Origin of the sequence: Caballeronia sp. NK8 (assembly GCF_018408855.1) — a bacterium.
In the GTDB taxonomy this organism is placed as follows: Bacteria; Pseudomonadota; Gammaproteobacteria; order Burkholderiales; family Burkholderiaceae; genus Caballeronia.
The window spans coordinates 1,234,043-1,253,538 of sequence record NZ_AP024322.1 but is presented as its reverse complement, the minus strand read 5'-3'; the positions used below and the strand labels follow the sequence as shown (position 1 = coordinate 1,253,538).

At 63.0% G+C, this 19,496-nt stretch carries 20 protein-coding genes and 1 pseudogene; 3 read left to right on the top strand and 18 right to left on the bottom strand.

The features are described 5' to 3' along the window. Positions 1–126: 126 nt before the first annotated feature. The 6 genes and pseudogenes from NK8_RS05905 to guaB form a co-directional block, all read right to left on the bottom strand. Positions 127–1,080, bottom strand: a complete 954-nt coding sequence (locus NK8_RS05905; protein WP_213228031.1) for a nucleotidyl transferase AbiEii/AbiGii toxin family protein — start codon at positions 1,078–1,080, stop codon at positions 127–129. Then, the gene (locus NK8_RS05900; RefSeq protein ID WP_213228507.1) at positions 1,064–1,885 is read right to left on the bottom strand and encodes a type IV toxin-antitoxin system AbiEi family antitoxin domain-containing protein; all 822 of its coding nucleotides are present in this window, start codon (positions 1,883–1,885) and stop codon (positions 1,064–1,066) included. Before NK8_RS05900 ends, NK8_RS05905 begins: the two co-directional genes overlap by 17 nt. 147 nt (positions 1,886–2,032) lie before the next feature. After that, positions 2,033–2,218 (bottom strand): annotated as a pseudogene (locus NK8_RS42730) (integrase); the annotation flags it as partial. Positions 2,219–2,453: 235 nt separating this feature from the next. After that, positions 2,454–4,037 carry a glutamine-hydrolyzing GMP synthase gene (gene guaA, locus NK8_RS05895; RefSeq protein WP_213228030.1) on the bottom strand — a complete coding sequence of 528 codons (1,584 nt, stop codon included), beginning with the start codon at positions 4,035–4,037 and terminating at the stop codon, positions 2,454–2,456. 166 nt (positions 4,038–4,203) lie between these two features. Further along, positions 4,204–5,013, bottom strand: coding sequence for a hypothetical protein (locus tag NK8_RS05890; RefSeq protein WP_213228029.1), 810 nt, complete (start codon positions 5,011–5,013; stop codon positions 4,204–4,206). A 15-nt stretch (positions 5,014–5,028) separates the two neighbouring features. After that, positions 5,029–6,489 carry an IMP dehydrogenase gene (guaB, locus tag NK8_RS05885; protein ID WP_213228027.1) on the bottom strand — a complete coding sequence of 487 codons (1,461 nt, stop codon included), beginning with the start codon at positions 6,487–6,489 and terminating at the stop codon, positions 5,029–5,031. Between the two features lie 202 nt (positions 6,490–6,691). Here guaB and NK8_RS05880 point away from each other — a divergent pair, with 202 nt between their 5' ends. After that, positions 6,692–7,672 carry a DMT family transporter gene (locus NK8_RS05880; RefSeq protein ID WP_213228025.1) on the top strand — a complete coding sequence of 327 codons (981 nt, stop codon included), beginning with the start codon at positions 6,692–6,694 and terminating at the stop codon, positions 7,670–7,672. 6 nt (positions 7,673–7,678) lie between these two features. On the opposite strand, the gene NK8_RS05875 is transcribed toward NK8_RS05880, so the two are convergent. Together NK8_RS05875 and NK8_RS05870 are read right to left on the bottom strand one after the other, a co-directional pair. Beyond that, entirely contained in the window at positions 7,679–8,002 is a 324-nt protein-coding gene (locus NK8_RS05875; RefSeq protein WP_213228023.1) for an RnfH family protein, read from the bottom strand. Next, the gene (locus NK8_RS05870) at positions 7,999–8,436 is read right to left on the bottom strand and encodes a type II toxin-antitoxin system RatA family toxin (RefSeq protein WP_061175637.1); all 438 of its coding nucleotides are present in this window, start codon (positions 8,434–8,436) and stop codon (positions 7,999–8,001) included. The genes NK8_RS05875 and NK8_RS05870 overlap by 4 nt, the downstream gene beginning before the upstream one ends. A 119-nt stretch (positions 8,437–8,555) precedes the next feature. Here NK8_RS05870 and smpB point away from each other — a divergent pair, with 119 nt between their 5' ends. Beyond that, complete coding sequence (smpB, locus tag NK8_RS05865; protein WP_061175638.1) at positions 8,556–9,005, top strand: SsrA-binding protein SmpB; 450 nt, start codon at positions 8,556–8,558, stop codon at positions 9,003–9,005. Between the two features lie 50 nt (positions 9,006–9,055). On the opposite strand, the gene NK8_RS05860 is transcribed toward smpB, so the two are convergent. The 4 genes from NK8_RS05860 to NK8_RS05845 form a co-directional block, all read right to left on the bottom strand. Next, complete coding sequence (locus tag NK8_RS05860; protein WP_162065476.1) at positions 9,056–9,982, bottom strand: SPFH domain-containing protein; 927 nt, start codon at positions 9,980–9,982, stop codon at positions 9,056–9,058. A gap of 30 nt (positions 9,983–10,012) precedes the next feature. Then, complete coding sequence (locus NK8_RS05855) at positions 10,013–10,441, bottom strand: NfeD family protein (protein ID WP_213228021.1); 429 nt, start codon at positions 10,439–10,441, stop codon at positions 10,013–10,015. Between the two features lie 95 nt (positions 10,442–10,536). Continuing rightward, positions 10,537–12,954, bottom strand: coding sequence for a phosphoenolpyruvate synthase (gene ppsA / locus NK8_RS05850; protein ID WP_213228019.1), 2,418 nt, complete (start codon positions 12,952–12,954; stop codon positions 10,537–10,539). Between the two features lie 60 nt (positions 12,955–13,014). After that, complete coding sequence (locus NK8_RS05845) at positions 13,015–13,467, bottom strand: hypothetical protein (RefSeq protein WP_213228017.1); 453 nt, start codon at positions 13,465–13,467, stop codon at positions 13,015–13,017. Here NK8_RS05845 and NK8_RS05840 point away from each other — a divergent pair. Continuing rightward, positions 13,448–14,266 (top strand): pyruvate, water dikinase regulatory protein, encoded by an 819-nt coding sequence (locus NK8_RS05840; RefSeq protein WP_213228015.1) that lies wholly within the window; start codon positions 13,448–13,450, stop codon positions 14,264–14,266. The genes NK8_RS05845 and NK8_RS05840 overlap by 20 nt on opposite strands. A gap of 6 nt (positions 14,267–14,272) precedes the next feature. Here NK8_RS05840 and NK8_RS05835 read toward each other — a convergent pair whose 3' ends face one another. From NK8_RS05835 to lpxD, 6 genes are all read right to left on the bottom strand, one after another. Continuing rightward, positions 14,273–15,049 carry an RNA methyltransferase gene (locus NK8_RS05835; protein WP_213228013.1) on the bottom strand — a complete coding sequence of 259 codons (777 nt, stop codon included), beginning with the start codon at positions 15,047–15,049 and terminating at the stop codon, positions 14,273–14,275. Between the two features lie 18 nt (positions 15,050–15,067). Continuing rightward, positions 15,068–15,769 (bottom strand): ribonuclease HII, encoded by a 702-nt coding sequence (gene rnhB / locus NK8_RS05830; protein ID WP_213228011.1) that lies wholly within the window; start codon positions 15,767–15,769, stop codon positions 15,068–15,070. Beyond that, positions 15,769–16,935 (bottom strand): lipid-A-disaccharide synthase, encoded by a 1,167-nt coding sequence (gene lpxB, locus NK8_RS05825; RefSeq protein ID WP_213228009.1) that lies wholly within the window; start codon positions 16,933–16,935, stop codon positions 15,769–15,771. The genes rnhB and lpxB overlap by 1 nt, the downstream gene beginning before the upstream one ends. A gap of 12 nt (positions 16,936–16,947) precedes the next feature. Further along, positions 16,948–17,736: an acyl-ACP--UDP-N-acetylglucosamine O-acyltransferase gene (gene lpxA / locus NK8_RS05820; RefSeq protein ID WP_162065468.1), complete on the bottom strand. Its 789-nt coding sequence runs from the start codon at positions 17,734–17,736 to the stop codon at positions 16,948–16,950. A 76-nt stretch (positions 17,737–17,812) separates the two neighbouring features. Then, a complete protein-coding gene (fabZ, locus tag NK8_RS05815; protein WP_061175647.1) occupies positions 17,813–18,271 on the bottom strand; it encodes a 3-hydroxyacyl-ACP dehydratase FabZ in 459 nt (152 codons plus the stop codon). Positions 18,272–18,418: 147 nt separating this feature from the next. After that, the gene (gene lpxD / locus NK8_RS05810; protein ID WP_213228505.1) at positions 18,419–19,495 is read right to left on the bottom strand and encodes a UDP-3-O-(3-hydroxymyristoyl)glucosamine N-acyltransferase; all 1,077 of its coding nucleotides are present in this window, start codon (positions 19,493–19,495) and stop codon (positions 18,419–18,421) included. Position 19,496: the final 1 nt, after the last annotated feature.

The following is a 19,496-nucleotide window of genomic DNA, read 5'->3' as shown; positions in this document are numbered from 1 at the left end:
TGTCCCGCGGCTGCCACACGATAACTGAATTTCGACTCCAGACTGAATCCTCGTTAGCCCCCGATCACTCCCATTCGATCATCAATAGGCCGCCCAAACCCTCGTGGTTAAGGGGATTCGTCGTGCTCAACATCGAACCTTACCGACAATCCTAGCCAGCGTCTCTTCCAACAGATCCCGGTCCGCTGCGCGCTTGGCATCGGTGCGCTGCGCCAGGTTGTGAAGCTTGCGCCGCACGGCCGGCAAATCGGCTGCTTGCGGAAGCTCTATCAGATTGAAGTCCGGCCGCTGATCCTCGATGGATCGAAGAAACGCACACGAGGGTTCATCCAGCCAACCGGCCACACGCGCCAGCAGGCGTTCATGGATGTCCAGTAAGACGCCGACTTCTATGGGTTCAGCCGTCATGCCCTTGAAGTGCGCTTCGAAAGTCGCTGCAAAATCTGCGGGCATGCGAGGCGCCAGCATTTCCCAGGCAGGCTTCGGGCTACACGTCAGGTAGATAAGAAAAGTCCGCCAGAGCATCTGATCCGCCCGTCCGTCCTCCAGCAATAAGCCGACATCAAAGAGATCGCGGGGATGCTGCCTCGACAATGCCGCGGCCAGCTTGCCTGCATAGAGGTCGGCGAAGCTCAGCACTTGCACCGAAGCGAAGCCAAATGCCTCCTCGACCCTCGGGCGCACCACCATGTTTCGCGCCGGATGGACCGTGCCGCGCATCACCGGCGTCGTCTCGATCTGCACACGTGCACGACCGCGACTAGCCACCAGCCGCGTGACGCCTGCGCCCTCGCCTGCCGACAATTGCACCTGCAGTTGCAGAGGCCGGGCGCGCAGCACATCAGCCAGTCGCCCAAGCGCTTCAGCCATGAGCCTTGCGTCCTCGGCATAGTCATGCACCGGCAACCAGGCGAGATCAATGTCCACCGACAACCGGGGCAGGTCGTGCTCGAACAGGTTGATCGCCGTGCCGCCTTTGAGCGCGAAGTCAGGCTCTTGCGCCAAGGCCGGCAGAATCTCGACAAGCAGTCGGACGCGGTCGGTGTAGCGCCGATTCCAATGATCAAGCCAGGTGTTCATCGAGGTCTCCCGGCAAGGTGATCTGGTAGATCGGGTGCAGGCGGCCGCCCGGCACCAGCGCGCGCTTTCCCCGGCCCAGATCGACGCCATCCAGTGGCACGTGCGGCAGCCACGCATGCCGATGGCGCTCGGCCAACGCCAAGAACAGACGTTTGGCCTTGATGCTGTGGCAGTGGTGCAGCAACAGACCGACCCGCTGAGGTCGCAGCGTAGTCATGGCCTGCATCAGCGCATCCACCTCGTAAATCAAGGCAGCGTCCGAGGCGTCAGCGCATAACTCAAGCATGGCCCGCTCCGGCGTGGAACAAACCAAGGCATCGGCGCCGGGGGCAGCCTGATACCACGCCACGCCTTGTTCGGACAGCGCGATCTCGGGCACCTCCACTGTGAGCGACACTGGCGGCCAATCGAACGGCCCCTTGCCCAGATAGTCGAAGCGCTGCGCCAAAGACAGATTGCCGAGCCACGTCGGTGGCCGCTGCGCCCCATACAAGGTGATCGTGCCGGCATCGCCTAGACGCAGGTAGTGCTCGTGCCCCTGCAAACTTAGTGCAAAGCGTCCTCCCACATGCAGTGGCATACCCTCCCCGACCTGCAGACTGCGAATCACGCCGTCCCACTGCAGGCGCCCACCCTTGCGCATGTATACGCCGCGCGCGGGCGACACCAGCCATCCGCTACTCACATAACGCGCAACGAGGCTGTTGGAATAGCCGTGTAGCCGCAGCCACCGACTCGATATCAGGCGTGTGTCACCCAGTTCGGTCAGCAGGAGGTTCAATTTCCCTGTATTTTGATCACTCATAGTGTTCAAAATACATATTTTATAAACTTTTGCCAAGACCATGTTGGTTTGGCTTAAGCGGAAAAAGATCACTAATGGTGATCTTTTTCTTGGAATGACAAACCACTCTGGCGGCAATCGATATCCGGACGGGACTGCTGCCCTTGCTCATAATGTGACACTCAGCACCGGCACCCCTGCATTCTGTGGGCAATAGTTTCGGCACGTAGCTCTGCCCGTCGATCCAGGCGTCAACCATATTGGACCACTCTTGCAGCATGTGGCGCCACTGCTCGGCGCGCTCTGCCTTGTTGATCGAACGCGAGATCGTCCATCCCCGTGCGCGAGGCACTTAGCATCGAGGTTTTTTCTCCAGTTCCTGACGGTTTTTATCGTCACGGGTCGGGGAGACTTGCTGATGCTCGGAAAGCCGCATAAAACCCAAAAAGACTTTTACCGTCAGAGACGGCTTGGGTCTGGATAGTGAACAGAAGGGCCTTGATCCGGCCTTCGGTTCTACCGCCAATTTATTCCGTTGGCCGGTGGTAGCCATCAATATAGCTGGCGATAGTCCCCGAAGGACCTGATTTCACTCCCACTCGATCGTCGCAGGCGGCTTACCCGAGATGTCATACACCACCCGATTGATCCCGCGCACCTCATTGATGATGCGATTGGAAACATGGCCAAGCAACTCATGCGGCAGATGCGCCCAATGTGCCGTCATGAAGTCGAGCGTCTGCACGGCGCGCAGCGCGACGACGTATTCGTACGTGCGCCCATCCCCCATCACGCCGACGCTCTTCACCGGCAGGAACACCGCGAACGCCTGACTCGTCAGGTCGTACCACGACTTACCCGTTTCCTTGTCGATGGTATTGCGCAGCGTCTCGATGAAAATCGCATCCGCGCGGCGCAGCAGATCCGCGAACTCGCGCTTCACCTCACCGAGAATCCGCACGCCCAGTCCCGGCCCCGGGAACGGATGGCGATACACCATTCCAGGCGGCAAACCGAGCTTCACGCCGAGTTCGCGCACTTCGTCCTTGAACAGTTCGCGCAGCGGTTCGAGCAGCTTGAGATTGAGCGTTTCCGGCAAGCCGCCTACGTTGTGGTGGCTCTTGATCGTATGCGCGCCCTTCTTGCCCTTGCCCGCCGATTCGATCACGTCCGGATAGATCGTGCCTTGCGCGAGCCATTTGGCGTCGGTGAGCTTGTCCGATTCCTTGTGGAATACCTCGACGAACTCCGCGCCGATGATCTTGCGCTTCGCTTCCGGATCGGTCACGCCCGCGAGCTTCTGCAGAAACTCCTCGCTCGCATCGACGTGAATCACCTTCACGCCCAGGTGATCCGCGAAGGTCGACATCACCTGTTCCGCCTCGTTCTGACGCAGCAGACCATGATCGACGAACACGCACGTCAGCTGATCGCCGATCGCGCGATGCAACAGCGCCGCCGCCACCGACGAATCCACGCCGCCCGAGAGACCGAGAATCACGTGCTCGCTGCCGACCTGCGCGCGGATCTTCTCCACGGCCTCGTCGATGTAATGGCCCATCTCCCAATCCGCCCGCGCGCCGCACAGTTCCAGCACGAAACGATCGAGCATCGCGCGGCCCTGCACGGTGTGCGTGACTTCCGGATGCCATTGCAGGCCGTAGAAACGGCGGTCATCGTCGGCCATCGCAGCGATCGGGCATGAGGGCGTCGAAGCCATCAGCTTGAAACCCGTGGGCAGATCGACGACCTTGTCGCCGTGGCTCATCCACACCTTGAGCATCGATTCCGACTTCTCGTTCGTGAAGTCCTCGATGCCTTCCAGAAAGCCCGTGTGATTCAGCGCCTGCACTTCCGCATAGCCGAATTCGCGCACGTTGCCCAGTTCGACCTTGCCGCCGAGCTGGTCGGCCATCGTCTGCATGCCGTAACAGATGCCGAGCACCGGCACGCCGAGATCGAAGACGATCTGCGGAGCGCGCGGCGACTTTGCCTCGGTGACCGAGTTCGGACCGCCCGACAGGATGATGCCCTTCGGCGCGAATTCGCGGATGAAGGTTTCGTCGACATCGTACGGATGGATTTCCGAGTAGACGTGCGACTCGCGGATGCGGCGGGCGATCAGTTGAGTGACTTGGGAGCCGAAATCGAGAATCAGAATTTTGTCGTGCATGGCTGCGGCCAAAGGCTAAGTGAACGAATGATGTCGGTACGGCCGGCGCGCGATCTTGCGCGGTCCGCCGGCCAATAAATCGACGGCCGGCACAAAGGCCGACCGTACGTATCTTGCGTGCTTCCGCTGCTGCGCTCGCGTGGCGTGCGGCATGCGCTTCGCGTCCTCAACGTGGTACGCGGCCCGCGCCGGGCGCGAGCGGATCGACTCTTCGACCCGTCGCCGGATCGATCTCGCCGCTGATCACGGGCTCGATGCGCTTCCCGGTGACCGGATCGATCGCGCGGCCCGTGACCGGGTCGAGCGTACCGCCCGTGACGGGATCGACCGCGCCGTCCGGATGCGCGCGGATGGCAGCCGGTGCGATCGGCGAAGCGGGATCGAGCGGACGTCCCGACGCATCGATTACGCGCCCCGAAACCGGATCGATGGCCGTCGCTTCGGGCGCGCGGGCTGCGGGTCGCACGGCGGTATCCACAGATGTCGCGGTGGTCGCGCGAATGTCGTCGCGCTTTTGCGCCGCCTTCTTCTCCGCGCGCTGCGCCGATGCCGCGCCGGCGAGCGCCGCGCGCTCGCGCCGACGCACCGCCGACGACAGCCTCACGCTGCCCAGACCGAGCACCAGCAGCACGGCGCCGACCACCGCCGCGCTGATCTGCCCGAAGCCATCGACCTGCGGTGTGTGCAATCCGAGCAGCCAGACCAGTACCACGACGCCCGAAAGCCACTGCACGTGGCCCGAAACCCGCGCGGCGCGGGCGGTCAATGCGCCATCGACCGCCGCCTGAAACGCGAGCCACGAAAGGCCCATGAGCGCGATGCCGAGCAATTGTCCGGCGAGCGCCGGTTGCACGCGGATCGAATCGAGTTGCAGCGCGCCGTACAGGCCTGCCCACGGCGTCAGCAGAAACAGCAAACCAAACGCCAGAAAAATCAGGGCATTGATGACGAGCACGACCCGCAGCAACGGTTTCATGATCGCTCCGCTTGATCAGTCGACGTGATAGTTGGGCGCTTCCTTCGTGATCTGCACGTCATGCACATGCGACTCTCGCATGCCCGCCGCCGTGATCTGCACGAACTCCGCCTTCTCGTGCATTTCGTTGATCGTGCGGCAGCCGCAATAGCCCATGCTCGCGCGCACGCCGCCGACGATCTGGAACAGGATGGCGTTGACCGAGCCCTTGTAGGCCACACGGCCTTCGATGCCTTCCGGCACGAGCTTGTCGATGTTCGCCGAGTTGTCCTGGAAGTAGCGGTCCGCCGCGCCGTCCTTCATCGCGCCGACCGAGCCCATGCCACGGTACGACTTGTACTGGCGGCCCTGATACAGGAACACGTCGCCCGGCGACTCTTCCGTGCCCGCGAGCATGCTGCCCATCATGACCACGTTCGCGCCCGCCGCGAGCGCCTTCGAGACGTCGCCCGAGAAACGCACGCCGCCGTCCGCGACGACCGGCACGCCGGTGCCGCGCAGCGCTTCCGAAACGTTGGCGATCGCCGTGATCTGCGGCACGCCGACGCCCGCGACGATACGCGTCGTGCAGATCGAGCCCGGGCCGATGCCGACCTTCACCGCGTCCGCGCCGTACTCGACGAGCGACTTCGCCGCCGCCGCCGTCGCGATATTGCCGCCGATGACCTGCACGTGCGGATAGTTCTGCTTGACCCAGCGCACGCGTTCGAGCACGCCCTGGCTGTGTCCGTGCGCGGTATCGACGACGATCACGTCGACGCCCGCCTGCGCGAGCAGATCGACGCGCTCTTCATTGTCCGCACCGACGCCCACCGCCGCGCCCACGCGCAGCTTGCCGTCCTGGTCCTTGCAGGCGTCCGGGTTCTCGGTCTGCTTGGTGATGTCCTTCACCGTCATCAGGCCGCGCAGTTCGAACGCGTCGTTGACCACCAGCACCCGCTCCAGGCGATGGCCGTGCATCAGCGCCTTCGCCTCGGCCAGCGACGTGCCTTCCTTGACCGTCACGAGACGCTCGCGCGGCGTCATGATGTTGCGCACCGGCTCATCGAGACGTTCTTCGAAACGCAGGTCGCGGTTGGTGACGATGCCGATCAGCTGCGCGCCCTCGACCACCGGAAAGCCCGAAATGCCGTGCTGTTGCGTCAGCGCGATGACGTCGCGCACGCGCATCTGCGGCGGCACGGTGATCGGATCGCGCACAACGCCCGACTCGAAGCGCTTGACTTTCGCGACTTCGCGGGCCTGTTCCTTGGCGGTGAGATTCTTGTGGACGATGCCGATGCCGCCCATCTGCGCCATCGCGATGGCGAGCCGGCCTTCGGTGACCGTGTCCATGGCGGCGGACACGAGGGGCATGTTCAGGGAAATGTTGCGAGTCAGCTGCGATTTCAGGCTGGTGTCGCGCGGAAGAACGCTGGAGAACGCGGGAACGAGGAGCACGTCATCGAACGTGAGTGCTTTCTGGATCAGACGCATGGCAAATCCTATGGGCGCAAAAGCAGATTATACCGATAGTTCCCCGGATTTTCACTGCCCGAACAGCAGCTTAGGCCATTCGCCCGCAAAATCCGCGCCGTGCGCGGCACACCGGGGTGGTTGCAGTTTTCGACAAGACGGCCTCCCGGGGTCGCGTGCTACGCTTCGCGCCGTCAAGTGAAATAACGGCGGGAGTCGGGCAATGCAGCGCGGTGTGATGTATGGAATGACGGCGGGCGCGATCTGGGGTTTCATCTTTCTCGCGCCCCGGCTCCTGCCGGATTTTTCGCCGCTGACGCTCTCGATCGGCCGCTATCTGATGTACGGCGCGGTGTCGGTCGCGGTCGCGCTGCCGTTCGCCCGACGCCTCCTGTCCAAGCTCACGCGTGCCGATTTCATCGCGCTGGTGAAGCTCGCGCTCGTCGGCAACCTGCTCTACTACATGCTGCTCGCGAGCGCGGTGCAGCTGGTGGGCGTCGCGCCTTCGTCGCTGATCGTCGGGATTCTGCCCGTGACCGTGACGCTCGCCGGACGGCGCGATCACGGCGCGGTCGACCTCAAGCGGCTGGTCGGGCCTCTGCTGCTGGTGCTGGCGGGCATCGCGTGCATCAATCTCGATGTGTTCAGCGACGTATTTTCATCGACGGGCGGCAGCGAACATGCGACGAGCGTGTTCACGCGCCTGACGGGCCTCGCCTGCGCGCTCGGCGCGCTCGCCTCGTGGACCTGGTACGCGGTCGTCAACGCGCGTTATCTGCAGGCGAACCGCCATTTCGACGGCAACGAGTGGTCGGTATTGTGGGGCATCGTGACCGGTCTGCTCGGCGTCCTGCTCGGCGCGATCGTGTGGATGCTGCCCGCTGGAACCGTGCAGGCGAGCGTGCCGGCCGCGCGCTGGCAACTCTTCTGGATCGTGTCGTTCGCCCTGGCGACCGGCGGTTCGTGGCTCGGCAACATGCTGTGGAACGCGGCGTCGAAGCGCCTGCCGCTCACGCTCTCAGGGCAGATGATCGTATTCGAAACGCTGTTCGCGCTGCTCTACGCGTTCGTCTACGACGGCCGCTGGCCGCGCACGCCCGAAGTGCTCGCAATCGTGCTGTTGCTGGTCGGCGTGATCTGGTCGGTCCGGCAACATTCGCTCGAAGCCGCACCCGCCGCCGCGAAGGAAGCGCCCGCGCACTGATTCAGTTCAGCGCGAATCCTTCGACTGCCACTTGCGCCCTTCGATCGAACCGGCCTTGCGCGCCTTGTCGACGCGGCGCTGGCGCGCGGCCTTCGGGTCCACTTTCAGCGGACGATAGATCTCCACGCGATCGAACTCCGCGAGCGCCGCGTCGAGCGGCTTGACCTTGCCGAACACGCCGACTTTCTGCGTCGCCAGATCGATGTCGCGATGCGCGCGCAGCACGCCGCTCGCCTCGATCGCATCGCGCACCGTCGCGCCGTCGCGCAATTCGACACGCTTCAGAAACGCGCCATCGGGCAGGCCGTAGCAGACATCGATATGCATCATGGCTTCCCGTAGCGCTGGTCCGCGCGCTTCACGAAGGAATCGACGAACGTGTTGGCGATATGGCTGAACACCGGCCCGATGAGCTTTTCCAGAATCACGTTGGAGAACTCGTAGTGCAGCGCGAACTCGATCTTGCACGCGTCCGCGCGCAGCGGCGTGAAGCGCCAGTAGCCGGTGAACTTCTTGAACGGACCGCTCAGGAACTCCATATCGATGGTGGTCGGACGCTTCTGCGTGTTGCGCGTCGCGAAGTGCTGCTTGATGCCCTTGAAGCTGATGTCGATCTTCGCTTCCATGCCGTTTTCGTCCTGGCGGCCGATTTCGACGCCGCCGCACCAGGGCAAAAAATTGGGGTAGTCGGCGACATCGGTGACGAGGTCGAACATTTCTTCCGCTGAATGGCGGATCAACACGGTTTTCTGGACGTCTGCCATATAGGGCGCAGCGGTGGCTGGATTGGGCGGCAATGCGCAAGAGAACGCGGCAGGAGTTCGTTTGCCGCGCGGCGCGCTGCTAAAATCGTGATTTTAAACGAGTTGGGCACTTTCCATTCATGAGCATCATCGACAACAGAAAAGCCTTCTTCGATTACTTCATCGAAGAACGCTACGAAGCGGGTCTCGTGCTCGAGGGCTGGGAAGTCAAGGCGCTGCGCGCGGGCCGTGGACAGATCAAGGAAGGTTACGTCGTCATCAAGCAAGGCGAACTGTTTCTGATCGGCACGCATATCAGCCCGCTGCCCGAAGCGTCGAAATTCGCCAATCTCGATCCGGTGCGAACGCGCAAGCTGCTGCTGCATCGCGAGCAGATCGACAAGCTCATCGGCAAGGTCGAGCAGCGCGGGCATACGCTCGTGCCGCTCAACTTCCACTACAAGGAAGGCCGCGTGAAGTGCGAGATCGGCCTGGCGAAGGGCAAGAAGCTGCACGACAAGCGCGAGACCGAGAAGCAACGCGACTGGGAACGTGAACGCGCTCGCCTGATGCGAACGAGCACGCGTTAAATGAAACGGGGCGCCATTGAGCGCCCCGATTGCTTTCTTTCTTGCTTGCGTCAGCCCTTCTTGATGACGCCGCCGCCCTCGCCTCTCACGATGGTCAACGCCGACGCGATCATCGAACTCATATCCGACAGGTTGCCCGGTACGATCAGCGTGTTGCCCGTCTTCGCGATGTTGCCGAATGCGCCGACATACTGCTCCGCGATCTTCAGGTTCACCGCTTCCATGCCGCCCGCGGTCTGGATCGCCGTGCCGATTTTCTGGATCGCCTGCGCGTTCGCTTCGGCCACCGCGAGAATCGCCGATGCCTCGCCCTGCGCCTGATTGATCGCCGCCTGCCGTTCGCCTTCGGACTTCTGGATCGCGGCCTCGCGCGCGCCGACGGCGAGATTGATCTGCTCCTGCTTGCGCCCTTCCGACGCGGCGATCAGCGCGCGCTTTTCGCGCTCGGCGGTGATCTGCGCCTGCATCGCGTGCAGGATTTCCTTCGGCGGCGTCAGGTCCTTGATCTCGTAGCGCAACACCTTCACGCCCCAGTTCGACGCGGCTTCGTCGAGCGCATTGACAATGCTCTGGTTGATGTAGTCGCGCTCCTCGAAAGTCTTGTCGAGCTCCAGCTTGCCGATGACCGAACGCAGCGTGGTCTGCGACAACTGGGTGATCGCGAACACGAAGTTGCTCGAACCGTATGACGCCTTCATCGCGTCGGTGACCTGGAAGTACAGCACGCCGTCGACCTGCAACTGCGTGTTGTCGCGCGTGATGCAGACCTGACTCGGCACTTCGAGCGGAATTTCCTTCAGCATGTGCTTGTACGCGATGCGATCGATGAACGGCAGCACGATGTTGAGGCCCGGCGTGAGCGTCGCGTGATAGCGGCCGAAGCGTTCCAGTACCCAGGCATGCTGTTGAGGAACGATCTTGACCGTGTTCACCACGATCACGATGGCGATGATGAGCACGATGAGCGCGAAATACATTGTGTAACTCCTTTTTATTGGGCGAGCTTGCTAGCGCTCGGCCGCGACGATCAGCCGGTTGCCGTCAAGCGCAGTGATGCGGTAAAACCGCGCGCCTTCGGTTTCGCCCGGCGCGAGTTCGACGTCCCACTGCGCGCCGCGATACATTGCGCGCGCGTGGCCATCGCGCCATTGATCCACTTCCAGCGTCGCGCCGATATCGAGATTCACGGCTGCATCGCGCGAGGCGTCGCGCCGCTTCCAGCTGCCGAAGCGCGAGCGGCGCAGCGCGGCCACGGCGATCAGCGCGAAGACCGCCGCCGCGCCCATCTGCACATGCGGCAACGCGCCGAACACATCAGCGATGCCGCCCGCGATCATGCCCAGCGCGATCATGAGCAGATAGAACGTGCCGGTGAACAGCTCCGCGACGATCAGCGCGCCCGCCGCGACCCACCAAATCAATCCACTCGTCAACATCGCCGGTCTCCAAACGAAAACACCCCGGAGAAGTCCGGGGTGTTTTTATAGCACGCTCGCGCCTTTCCGAAAGCATCCGGAAAGGCTCTGTCGACTTATTTTGACAACGTCTTCGCCAGTTGCTGCCAGGTGTCGATGATCGTGTCCGGATTCAGCGACATCGATTCGATGCCCTTCTTCGCGAGCCACTCGGCCAGATCCGGATGATCCGACGGCCCTTGACCGCAAATACCAACGTACTTGTTCAACCTGAGACACGCTTCGATCGCGCGCTCCAGCATGAACTTCACCGCTTCGTCGCGCTCGTCGAAGTCCGCCGCGAGCAGTTCCATGCCCGAGTCGCGGTCGAGGCCGAGCGTCAATTGCGTCAGATCGTTCGAGCCGATCGAGAAGCCGTCGAAGCGCTCCAGGAACTGTTCAGCGAGAATCGCGTTGGACGGCACCTCGCACATCATCACGAGCTTGAGATCGTTCTTGCCGCGCTCGAGGCCGAACTTCTTCAGCAGCTCGACGACGCGATCCGCCTGCTTCAGCGTACGCACGAACGGCACCATGATCTGCACGTTGTCCAGACCCATTTCCTCGCGCACCTTCTTCAGCGCGATGCATTCCATGTGGAACGCCTCGGCGAAGTCTTCCGCGATATAGCGCGACGCGCCGCGGAAACCGAGCATCGGGTTTTCTTCGTCCGGCTCGTAACGCGAACCGCCGATCAGCTTCTTGTACTCGTTCGACTTGAAGTCAGACAGACGCACGATCACGGGCTTCGGATAGAACGCCGCCGCAATCGTGGCGATGCCTTCGGTCAGCTTGTCGACATAGAAGGCACGCGGCGACGCATGACCGCGCGCGACGCTCTCGACCGCCTTCTTCAGATCGGCGTCGATGTTCGGGTACTCCAGAATCGCCTTCGGATGCACGCCGATGTTGTTGTTGATGATGAATTCCAGCCGCGCCAGACCCACGCCCTCGTTCGGCAACTGCGCGAAGTCGAACGCGAGTTGCGGATTGCCGACGTTCATCATGATCTTGACCGGAATCTTAGGCAGCTCGCCGCGCTGCACTTCGGTGACTTCGGTTTCGAGCAGGCCGTCGTAGATCTTGCCTTCGTCGCCTTCCGCGCACGACACCGTGACGAGCGCGCCTTCCTTCAGGATGTCGGTGGCGTCGCCGCAGCCGACCACCGCTGGCACGCCCAGCTCACGCGCGATGATCGCCGCGTGGCAGGTGCGCCCGCCGCGATTCGTCACGATGGCCGATGCGCGCTTCATCACCGGTTCCCAGTTCGGGTCGGTCATGTCGGCGACGAGCACGTCGCCCGGCTGCACGCGTTCCATTTCCGACGGATCGTGAATCACGCGCACGGGACCCGCGCCGATCTTCTGGCCGATCGCGCGGCCGGTCGCCAGCACGTTCGACTGACCCTTGAGCTTGAAGCGCATCTCGGCCTTGCCGGCCGCCTGGCTCTTCACCGTTTCGGGACGCGCCTGAAGAATGAAGATCTTGCCGTCGCGGCCGTCCTTGCCCCACTCGATGTCCATCGGACGCTCGTAGTGTTTCTCGATGATCACCGCGTATTTCGCCAGCTCGATCACGTCTTCGTCGGTGATCGAGAAGCGGTTGCGCTGCTCGTGCGGCACGTCGACGGTCTTCACGCGGCCCGGCTCGCCCGGCTTCGTGAACTCCATCTTGACGAGCTTCGAGCCGATCGAGCGGCGGATGATCGGGTACTTGCCCTGTTCGAGCGTGGTCTTGAAGACGTGGAACTCGTCCGGATTCACCGCGCCCTGCACGACGGTTTCGCCCAGACCGTAGCTCGACGTGATGAACACGGTTTCCTTGAAGCCCGATTCCGTGTCGATGGTGAACATCACGCCCGCCGCGCCCACGTCCGAGCGCACCATGCGCTGCACGCCCGCCGACAACGCGACTTCGGCATGCGTGAAACCCTTGTGGACACGATACGAGATGGCGCGATCGTTGTAGAGCGACGCGAACACGTGCTTCATGCGATCGAGGACGTCCTCGATGCCGACCACGTTCAGATAGCTTTCCTGCTGACCCGCGAACGATGCGTCCGGCAAGTCCTCTGCGGTCGCGGACGAACGCACGGCGAACGATAGCTCTTCGGGCGAGCTGTTCTGGAGCACTTCGAAGCCGCGGCGGATTTCGTCTTCGAGGCGCGGCTGCATCGGCGCGTCGATGATCCACTGACGGATTTCCTTGCCGGCTTCGGCGAGCGACTTGACGTCGTCGACGTCGAGCGTTTCGAGACGCTTGGCGATGCGCTCGGTCAGTTCGTTGTGCTGGAGGAAGTCGCGAAAGGCGAGCGCGGTCGTGGCGAAGCCTGTCGGCACGCGAACGCCGGCTTCGGAAAGCTGGCTGATCATCTCGCCGAGCGACGCATTCTTGCCACCGACGATTTCCACGTCGGTCATTCGCAACTGCTCGAATGGAACTACATACGCCTGATCCTTTGCGACGTCTTTCGCAACATTGACTGCGTTAGTCATACAAGCCCCTAAGGTGGATGGAATTCACGATCGCACGAGTGGGCTCATATGCGGCGGCGCTCATTGGAAGCGCCGGCGCATCTCGTACAACCTGTTTGATAAACCATCGGGGAGTGCATCGCCGGAGCCGGCGCGCGTTGCAAAAAGAGGCGGGACGTCTGAAATCTGCTCGAAACCGTGGGTTTTTGCTGCCAAAACCGACGAACCGACCGCGATTTGACGAAAATCCGAATCAATTTGTCCGCAATTGCTTATCGAACAGGTTGCCGCTATTCTACCGTGCCGATTCTCAATTTTGGTTCGGCAGAGACAGTAATTCCACGGCAAAATCGAGGTCTTTCGCGCCGCCCGGTTCGCCGGCGCACACCGCAGGGCAACCAATGTAACACAGGCGCTCGGGTCCGCCGTGCCTCGCGTTTCCGTGGCGCTGTCCGCGCGTGATACCGTTTGAGCGTACCCGCCCCAACTCGTTCCCCATTTGGTCTTTTCGCCAATGCCGCCTTCCGTATTCATCGTTTCCGACGGGACCGGGATCACTGCCGAAACCTTCGCGCATTCGATCCTCGCCCAGTTCGATCAAAAATTCCGGCTCGTGCGCGTGCCGTTCGTCGATTCGATCGACAAGGCGCTCGCGACCGTCGAGAAGATCAACGAGGTCGTCACGCTCGACGGGCGGCGCCCCATCGTGTTCACGACGCTCGTCGACAGCGCGTCGAACGAAGTCGTCAAGGGCTGCAATGCGCTCGTGCTCGACATGTTCCAGACCTTCATCGAGCCGCTCGAACACGAATTCGAGATGAAGTCGACGCACGCGATGGGCCGCGTCCACCAGAACGCGGACACCGAGGAATACAAGAATCGCATCGAGGCAATCAACTTCTCGCTCGCCCACGACGACGGCCAGTCCAACCGCAATCTCGCCGACGCCGACGTCATTCTGGTCGGCGTGTCGCGCAGCGGTAAAACGCCGACGAGTCTCTATCTCGCGATGCAATACGGCGTGAAGGCCGCGAACTATCCGTTGATTCCCGAGGATTTCGAACGCGGCAAGCTGCCCACGCCGCTGCTCGAACATCGGGCGAAGATGTTCGGTCTGTCGATCGATCCGCAGCGACTTTCCGAGATCCGCAACGAGCGCCGTCCGGGCAGCAAGTACGCGGCGCTGGAGAATTGCCGCTACGAGATCAACGAAGCGGAAATGATGATGAAGCGCGAGGGCGTCAAGTGGCTTTCATCGACGCACAAGTCGATCGAGGAAATCGCCACGACCATCCTGCAGGAAATCAAGCCGGAACGGCCGTCCTACTATTGATTCGCGTCAGCGCTGCTGGCGGCACTGCTCGAAAAGACAGATCGCCGCCGCAGCCGCAACGTTGAGCGACTCCATCCCGCCCGGTTGCGGAATGGTCACGCGATGCGTCACGGCATCGCGCCAGATCTGCGACACGCCCGCGCCTTCGTTGCCGAACACCCACGCAAGGGCGCCCGACAGATTGCAATCGTAGAGCGCGACCGCGCCGTGCGAATCGGTGATCGTCACGGGCGCATCCAGCCGCGCGATCAGATCCGCGGAGTCCACGTCTTCGAAAATATCCAGTAGGAAGTGCGCGCCCATGCCCGAGCGCAGGACTTTCGATGACCACGCGTACGCCGTTCCCGGCGCGCAGAACACACGCGTGATGCCCGCCGCCGCCGCACTGCGCAGGATCGAGCCGACATTGCCCGCGTCTTGAACGCCGTCGAGAATCACGCAGGTTTCGGCGATGCGCGCGGGCAGCTCCGCATCGATCTTGTCGACGAGCAGCAACATTCCCACGCCATGCACGACGCTCGAAAGCTGTCCGAAGAGCGCATCGGGCAACACGACGACGCGTCTTTCCTCGATACGCGCAACGATATCGCGCGCTTCCGCATGCGTCAGCGCGCCCTCGGTCACAACGCACGTTTCGGGCTGTCCGGCTGCGTCGAGATAAGCGGACGCGAGATGCAGCCCTTCGAGCAGCGCGTGGCCGCTGCGGCGCTGTTGCGCGGTCGAGCCGGCAAGCGCCTTGATGCGCTTGTAGAGCGGGTTGTCCCGCGAAGTGATGGATTTCACGTTGAATTGAGTGCCGCTTTAGAAAGCGCGCGCGTCCGGGTCGTCCGCGAGCGTCGAAGCGGCCTGAAGCACTTCAGGCGCGATCTCGGGCAACACCGAGCCGAACAGCATGTGCGCCTCGCGCACCGGCGCGAACGAACGCCGATGATGCTCGCACGGCCCGTGCTCGCGAAGCGCCTTCAGATGCTGCGGCGTGCCGTAGCCGGAATGCGCGTCGAAGCCGTACACCGGAAACGTTTCGTGAAGCTCGACCAGCATGCGATCGCGCGTGACTTTTGCGAGTATCGACGCCGCCGAAATCTGTTTGACGAGCGCGTCGCCGCCGATGATGGCTTCCGCGCGGATCGACAGCACCGGACAGCGGTTGCCATCGACCTTGACGAGCGTCGGCGCAACTGAAAGCCCTTCCACCGCGCGCTTCATCGCGAGCATGGACGCGTGCAGGATGTTGATGGTGTCGATTTCCTCGACGCTCGCCGACGCGACGCAATACGCGAGCGCGCGATCGACGATCTTCTCGTAGAGCTCTTCCCGCCTCTTCGCGCTCAGCGCCTTCGAATCGTCGAGGCCGTTGATGCGCGGCCTGTCGGGATCGAAGATCACGGCCGCGGCGACGACCGGACCGGCCAGCGGACCGCGCCCGGCCTCATCCACGCCGCAAATGATGTCGAACGGCGAGCTGAAATCGAGTCCCGCCTGAGCCGATCGTCTTGCCGCCATTATCGCGGCCTCCGCGTGTCGAGCACCCGCGCGACCGCCTCCGCCGCCTTGTGCGACGTGTTCTGGCGCAACGCGATGTGCATGTCGGTGAAGATTTCCGTCAGGGTACGGCGGTTGGCTTCGTCGTTCAACTGTTTCAGCGTCGCGTCGGCGAGCGCTTCGGGCGTCGCGAAGTGCTGAAGGATTTCCGGCACGACGAAACGGCCCGCCAGAATGTTGGGCAAGCCGACATACGGCAAATAACCCTGCCGCTTCATGATCTGTCCCGTCAGCCAGGGCACCTTGTACGAGATGACCATCGGCTTTTTGAGCAGCGCGGCTTCGAGTGTCACCGTGCCGCTTTTCACGAGAATCGCGTCGGCGGCGGTCATCGCGGTCTGCGCGCGGCCGTCGGTAATCGTGAGCGACAGCTGCGGATGCGCGTCCACGAGCGGCTGCAACAGTTCGCGCAATGCCGGGTTTGCCGCAGGCATCAGGAAGCGCACGCCGGGCTCGCGAAGCTGCATCAGCTCCATCGCGTCGAAGAAGGTCGGGCCGATCAGCGAAATTTCCGAGCGGCGGCTGCCCGGCAGCACGGCGATCACCGGTCCGCCTTCCGCGATACCGAGTTCGCGGCGCGCGCCCATGACGTCGGGTTCGAGCGGGATTTCGTCGGCGAGCGGATGCCCGACGTAGCTCGCCGCCACGCCCGACTTCTCCATCAGCGCGATCTCGAACGGAAACACGCACAGCATGTGATCGACCGCTTTCACGATCTTCTTGATGCGTCCGCCGCGCCACGCCCAGATCGACGGACACACGAAATGCACGGTCGGAATGCCCGCTTCGCGCAGCGGCTGCTCAAGGCCGAAATTGAAATCGGGCGCGTCCACGCCGATGAACACCGACGGCGGCTCGGCAAGCAATTGCCGCTTGATCTCGTTGCGGATGCCGAGAATCTCGGGGATATGCTTCAGCGCTTCGACATAGCCGCGCACAGTCAGCTTGTCCATCGGCCAGTGCGCTTCGAAGCCTTCAGCCTTCATGCGCGGGCCGCCGATGCCGCTATAGCGCGTGCCTTCCGGCAGCGTATTTCTCAGGCCCTTGAGCAGCGAAGCCGCGAGCAGGTCGCCGGAAGGCTCGCCCGCGACCATCGCGAGGCGTGGCGGGTTGGTGATCAGGGTCATCAGGCGGCGCGGCTAGCGAATGATGCCGCGCTGCGACGCCGCGATGAAGTCCGAGAAAGCCTTGACGGGCGCATCGCCCTCGCCGCCTGCCGTGCTCAGTTCCTTCAGTTGCACTTTCGCTTCTTCGAGCGAAAGCCCGCTCTTGTAGACGATCCGATACGCCGAGCGCAACGCCGAAATGGCGTCGGGCGTGAAGCCGCGGCGGCGCAGACCTTCGACATTGATGCCATGCGGCTCCGCCTTGTTGCCGGCCGCGATGACGAACGGCGGCACGTCCTGCACGAGCGCCGAGGCGCCGCCGAGCATCGAATGCGCGCCGATGCGTACGAACTGATGCACGCCCGACATCCCGCCGACGATCGCGTGATCGCCGACGATCACGTGCCCGGCCAGTTGCGCGTTGCTCGACATGATGACGTTGTCGCCGAGGCGGCAGTCATGACCGACGTGCACGTACGCCATGATCCAGCAGTCGCTGCCGATGGACGTCAGACCCTGATCCTGCGCCGTGCCCGTGTGCAGCGTCGTGAATTCGCGGATGGTGTTGCGGTCGCCGATTTCGAGACGCGTCGGCTCGCCCTTGTACTTCATGTCCTGCGGACGGCCGCCGATCGACGCGTAATGGCCGATGCGATTGTCCTGGCCGATGGTCGTGTGGCCTTCGATCACGCTGTGCGAGCCGACAGTCGTGCCTGCGCCGATCACGACGTGCGAACCGACGATCGCGTACGGTCCGATTTCGACGGACTCGTCGAGCTGAGCGCCCGGCTCGACGATCGCGGTTGGGTGAATCTTGCTCATGCGCTTTTCGCCTATGCTGTTCGTGCTGCTTGTTTCGATGAACGCGGATGGACGCGGAGCGGACGCAAATGCGCGCTCAGGCGTCCGTGGTCTTGACGGTACACATGAGCTCGGCTTCGGCGGCCGTCGCGCCGTCGACTTCGGCGCGCGCCTTGAACTTCCAGATGCCCCGCATGTACCGCTCGAAGTGAACGTTGAGGATCAGCTGATCGCCCGGCTCCACCACGCGCTTGAAGCGCGCGCCGTCGATGCCGACGAAGTAGTAGAGCGTATTGCCCGGATCGTGCGGCTCTTCCGCGAAGGTCAGCAACGCGGCCGTCTGCGCGAGCGCTTCCAGGATCAGCACGCCCGGCATGACCGGCCGTGTCGGGAAGTGGCCCTGAAAATACGGCTCGTTGATCGTCACGTTCTTCAACGCTTTGATGCTCTTGTGCGGCTCGAGTTCGAGCACGCGATCCACGAGCAGGATCGGATAGCGATGCGGCAGCAGCGTGAGGATCTTGTGGATATCGAGATTGATTTTTTCTGTGCTCATGGTCGTTCTGCTCACGCGCGTGTCGGGCGCGGAAATTGGATGGCGGGCCGTCTGCGACGCCCGCCCGGGATTGCTTGTCTCTTGGGCGGTTCCGACCGGCCCACGCCTGATTCTGCTTCGGCGCTTCGTCTGACCGACGCGCCTGGCTTATGCGCCGCCTTTGCCTGCGTCCGTCAGCGCTGATTCCAGCGCCTTGATGCGCTCGCGCATCTTGTCCAGATTGCGCATGATCGCCGCGCTTTTGTTCCAGTCGCCATGCGGCACGGCCGGAAACGCGCTCGTGTACATGCCGGGCTTCAGCAGCGACTTCGAGACGCCTGACTGCGCCGTCACGATCACGTAGTCCGCGAGCGTCACATGGCCCGCGATGCCCACCGCGCCGCCGATCATGCAATGCTTGCCGATGCTCGTGCTGCCCGCGATGCCCGCGCAACCGGCGATCACCGTGTACGCGCCGATGCGGCAGTTATGGCCGATCTGCACCAGATTGTCGATCTTCACGCATTCTTCGATGACGGTGTCCGCCATCGCGCCGCGATCGATCGTTGTATTCGCACCGATTTCGACGTCAGCGGCGATATCGACTGCGCCGACCTGCGGAATCTTCACCCAGCTTCCAGTGCGCGCATCGCCCTCGCCGACGAAATCCGGCGCGAAGCCGAAGCCATCCGCGCCGATCACCGCGCCCGCGTGCACGATCACGCGCGCGCCGAGCTTGCAGCCGTGATAGACGGTGACATTGGGATACAGATGCGCGTCGTCGCCGAGCTTCACGCCGCGGCCGATGACCACGCCCGCGTCCAGCTTCACGCGCTCGCCGATCACCGCGCCCGCCTCGACCGTCACATGCGGCCCGATCACGGCGCTCGCCGCGACTTTTGCGTCGGGATCGATCGTCGCGCTCGGATGCACGCCCGGCGTGGCTTTGGGCGTTGCCAGATCGATGAACGCCTGCGCCACGCGCGCGAAATACGCGTAAGGATTCGGCGTGACGATGAAGTTGCTGCCCGCGCGATTCGTCACCTTCTCGAGATCGGCGGGAGAGATCAATACCGCGCCGGCGCGCGTCGTTTCCACCTGCGGCAGATACTTCTGATTCGCGAGAAACGCGAGCTGCCCGGGGCCGGCCTTGTCGAGCGGCGCGAGACTCCCGACTGCGTGCGCGCCCTCGCCGACCACCTCGCCACCGAAGCGCTTCACCAGCTCGTCGAGCGTGATCGTCATG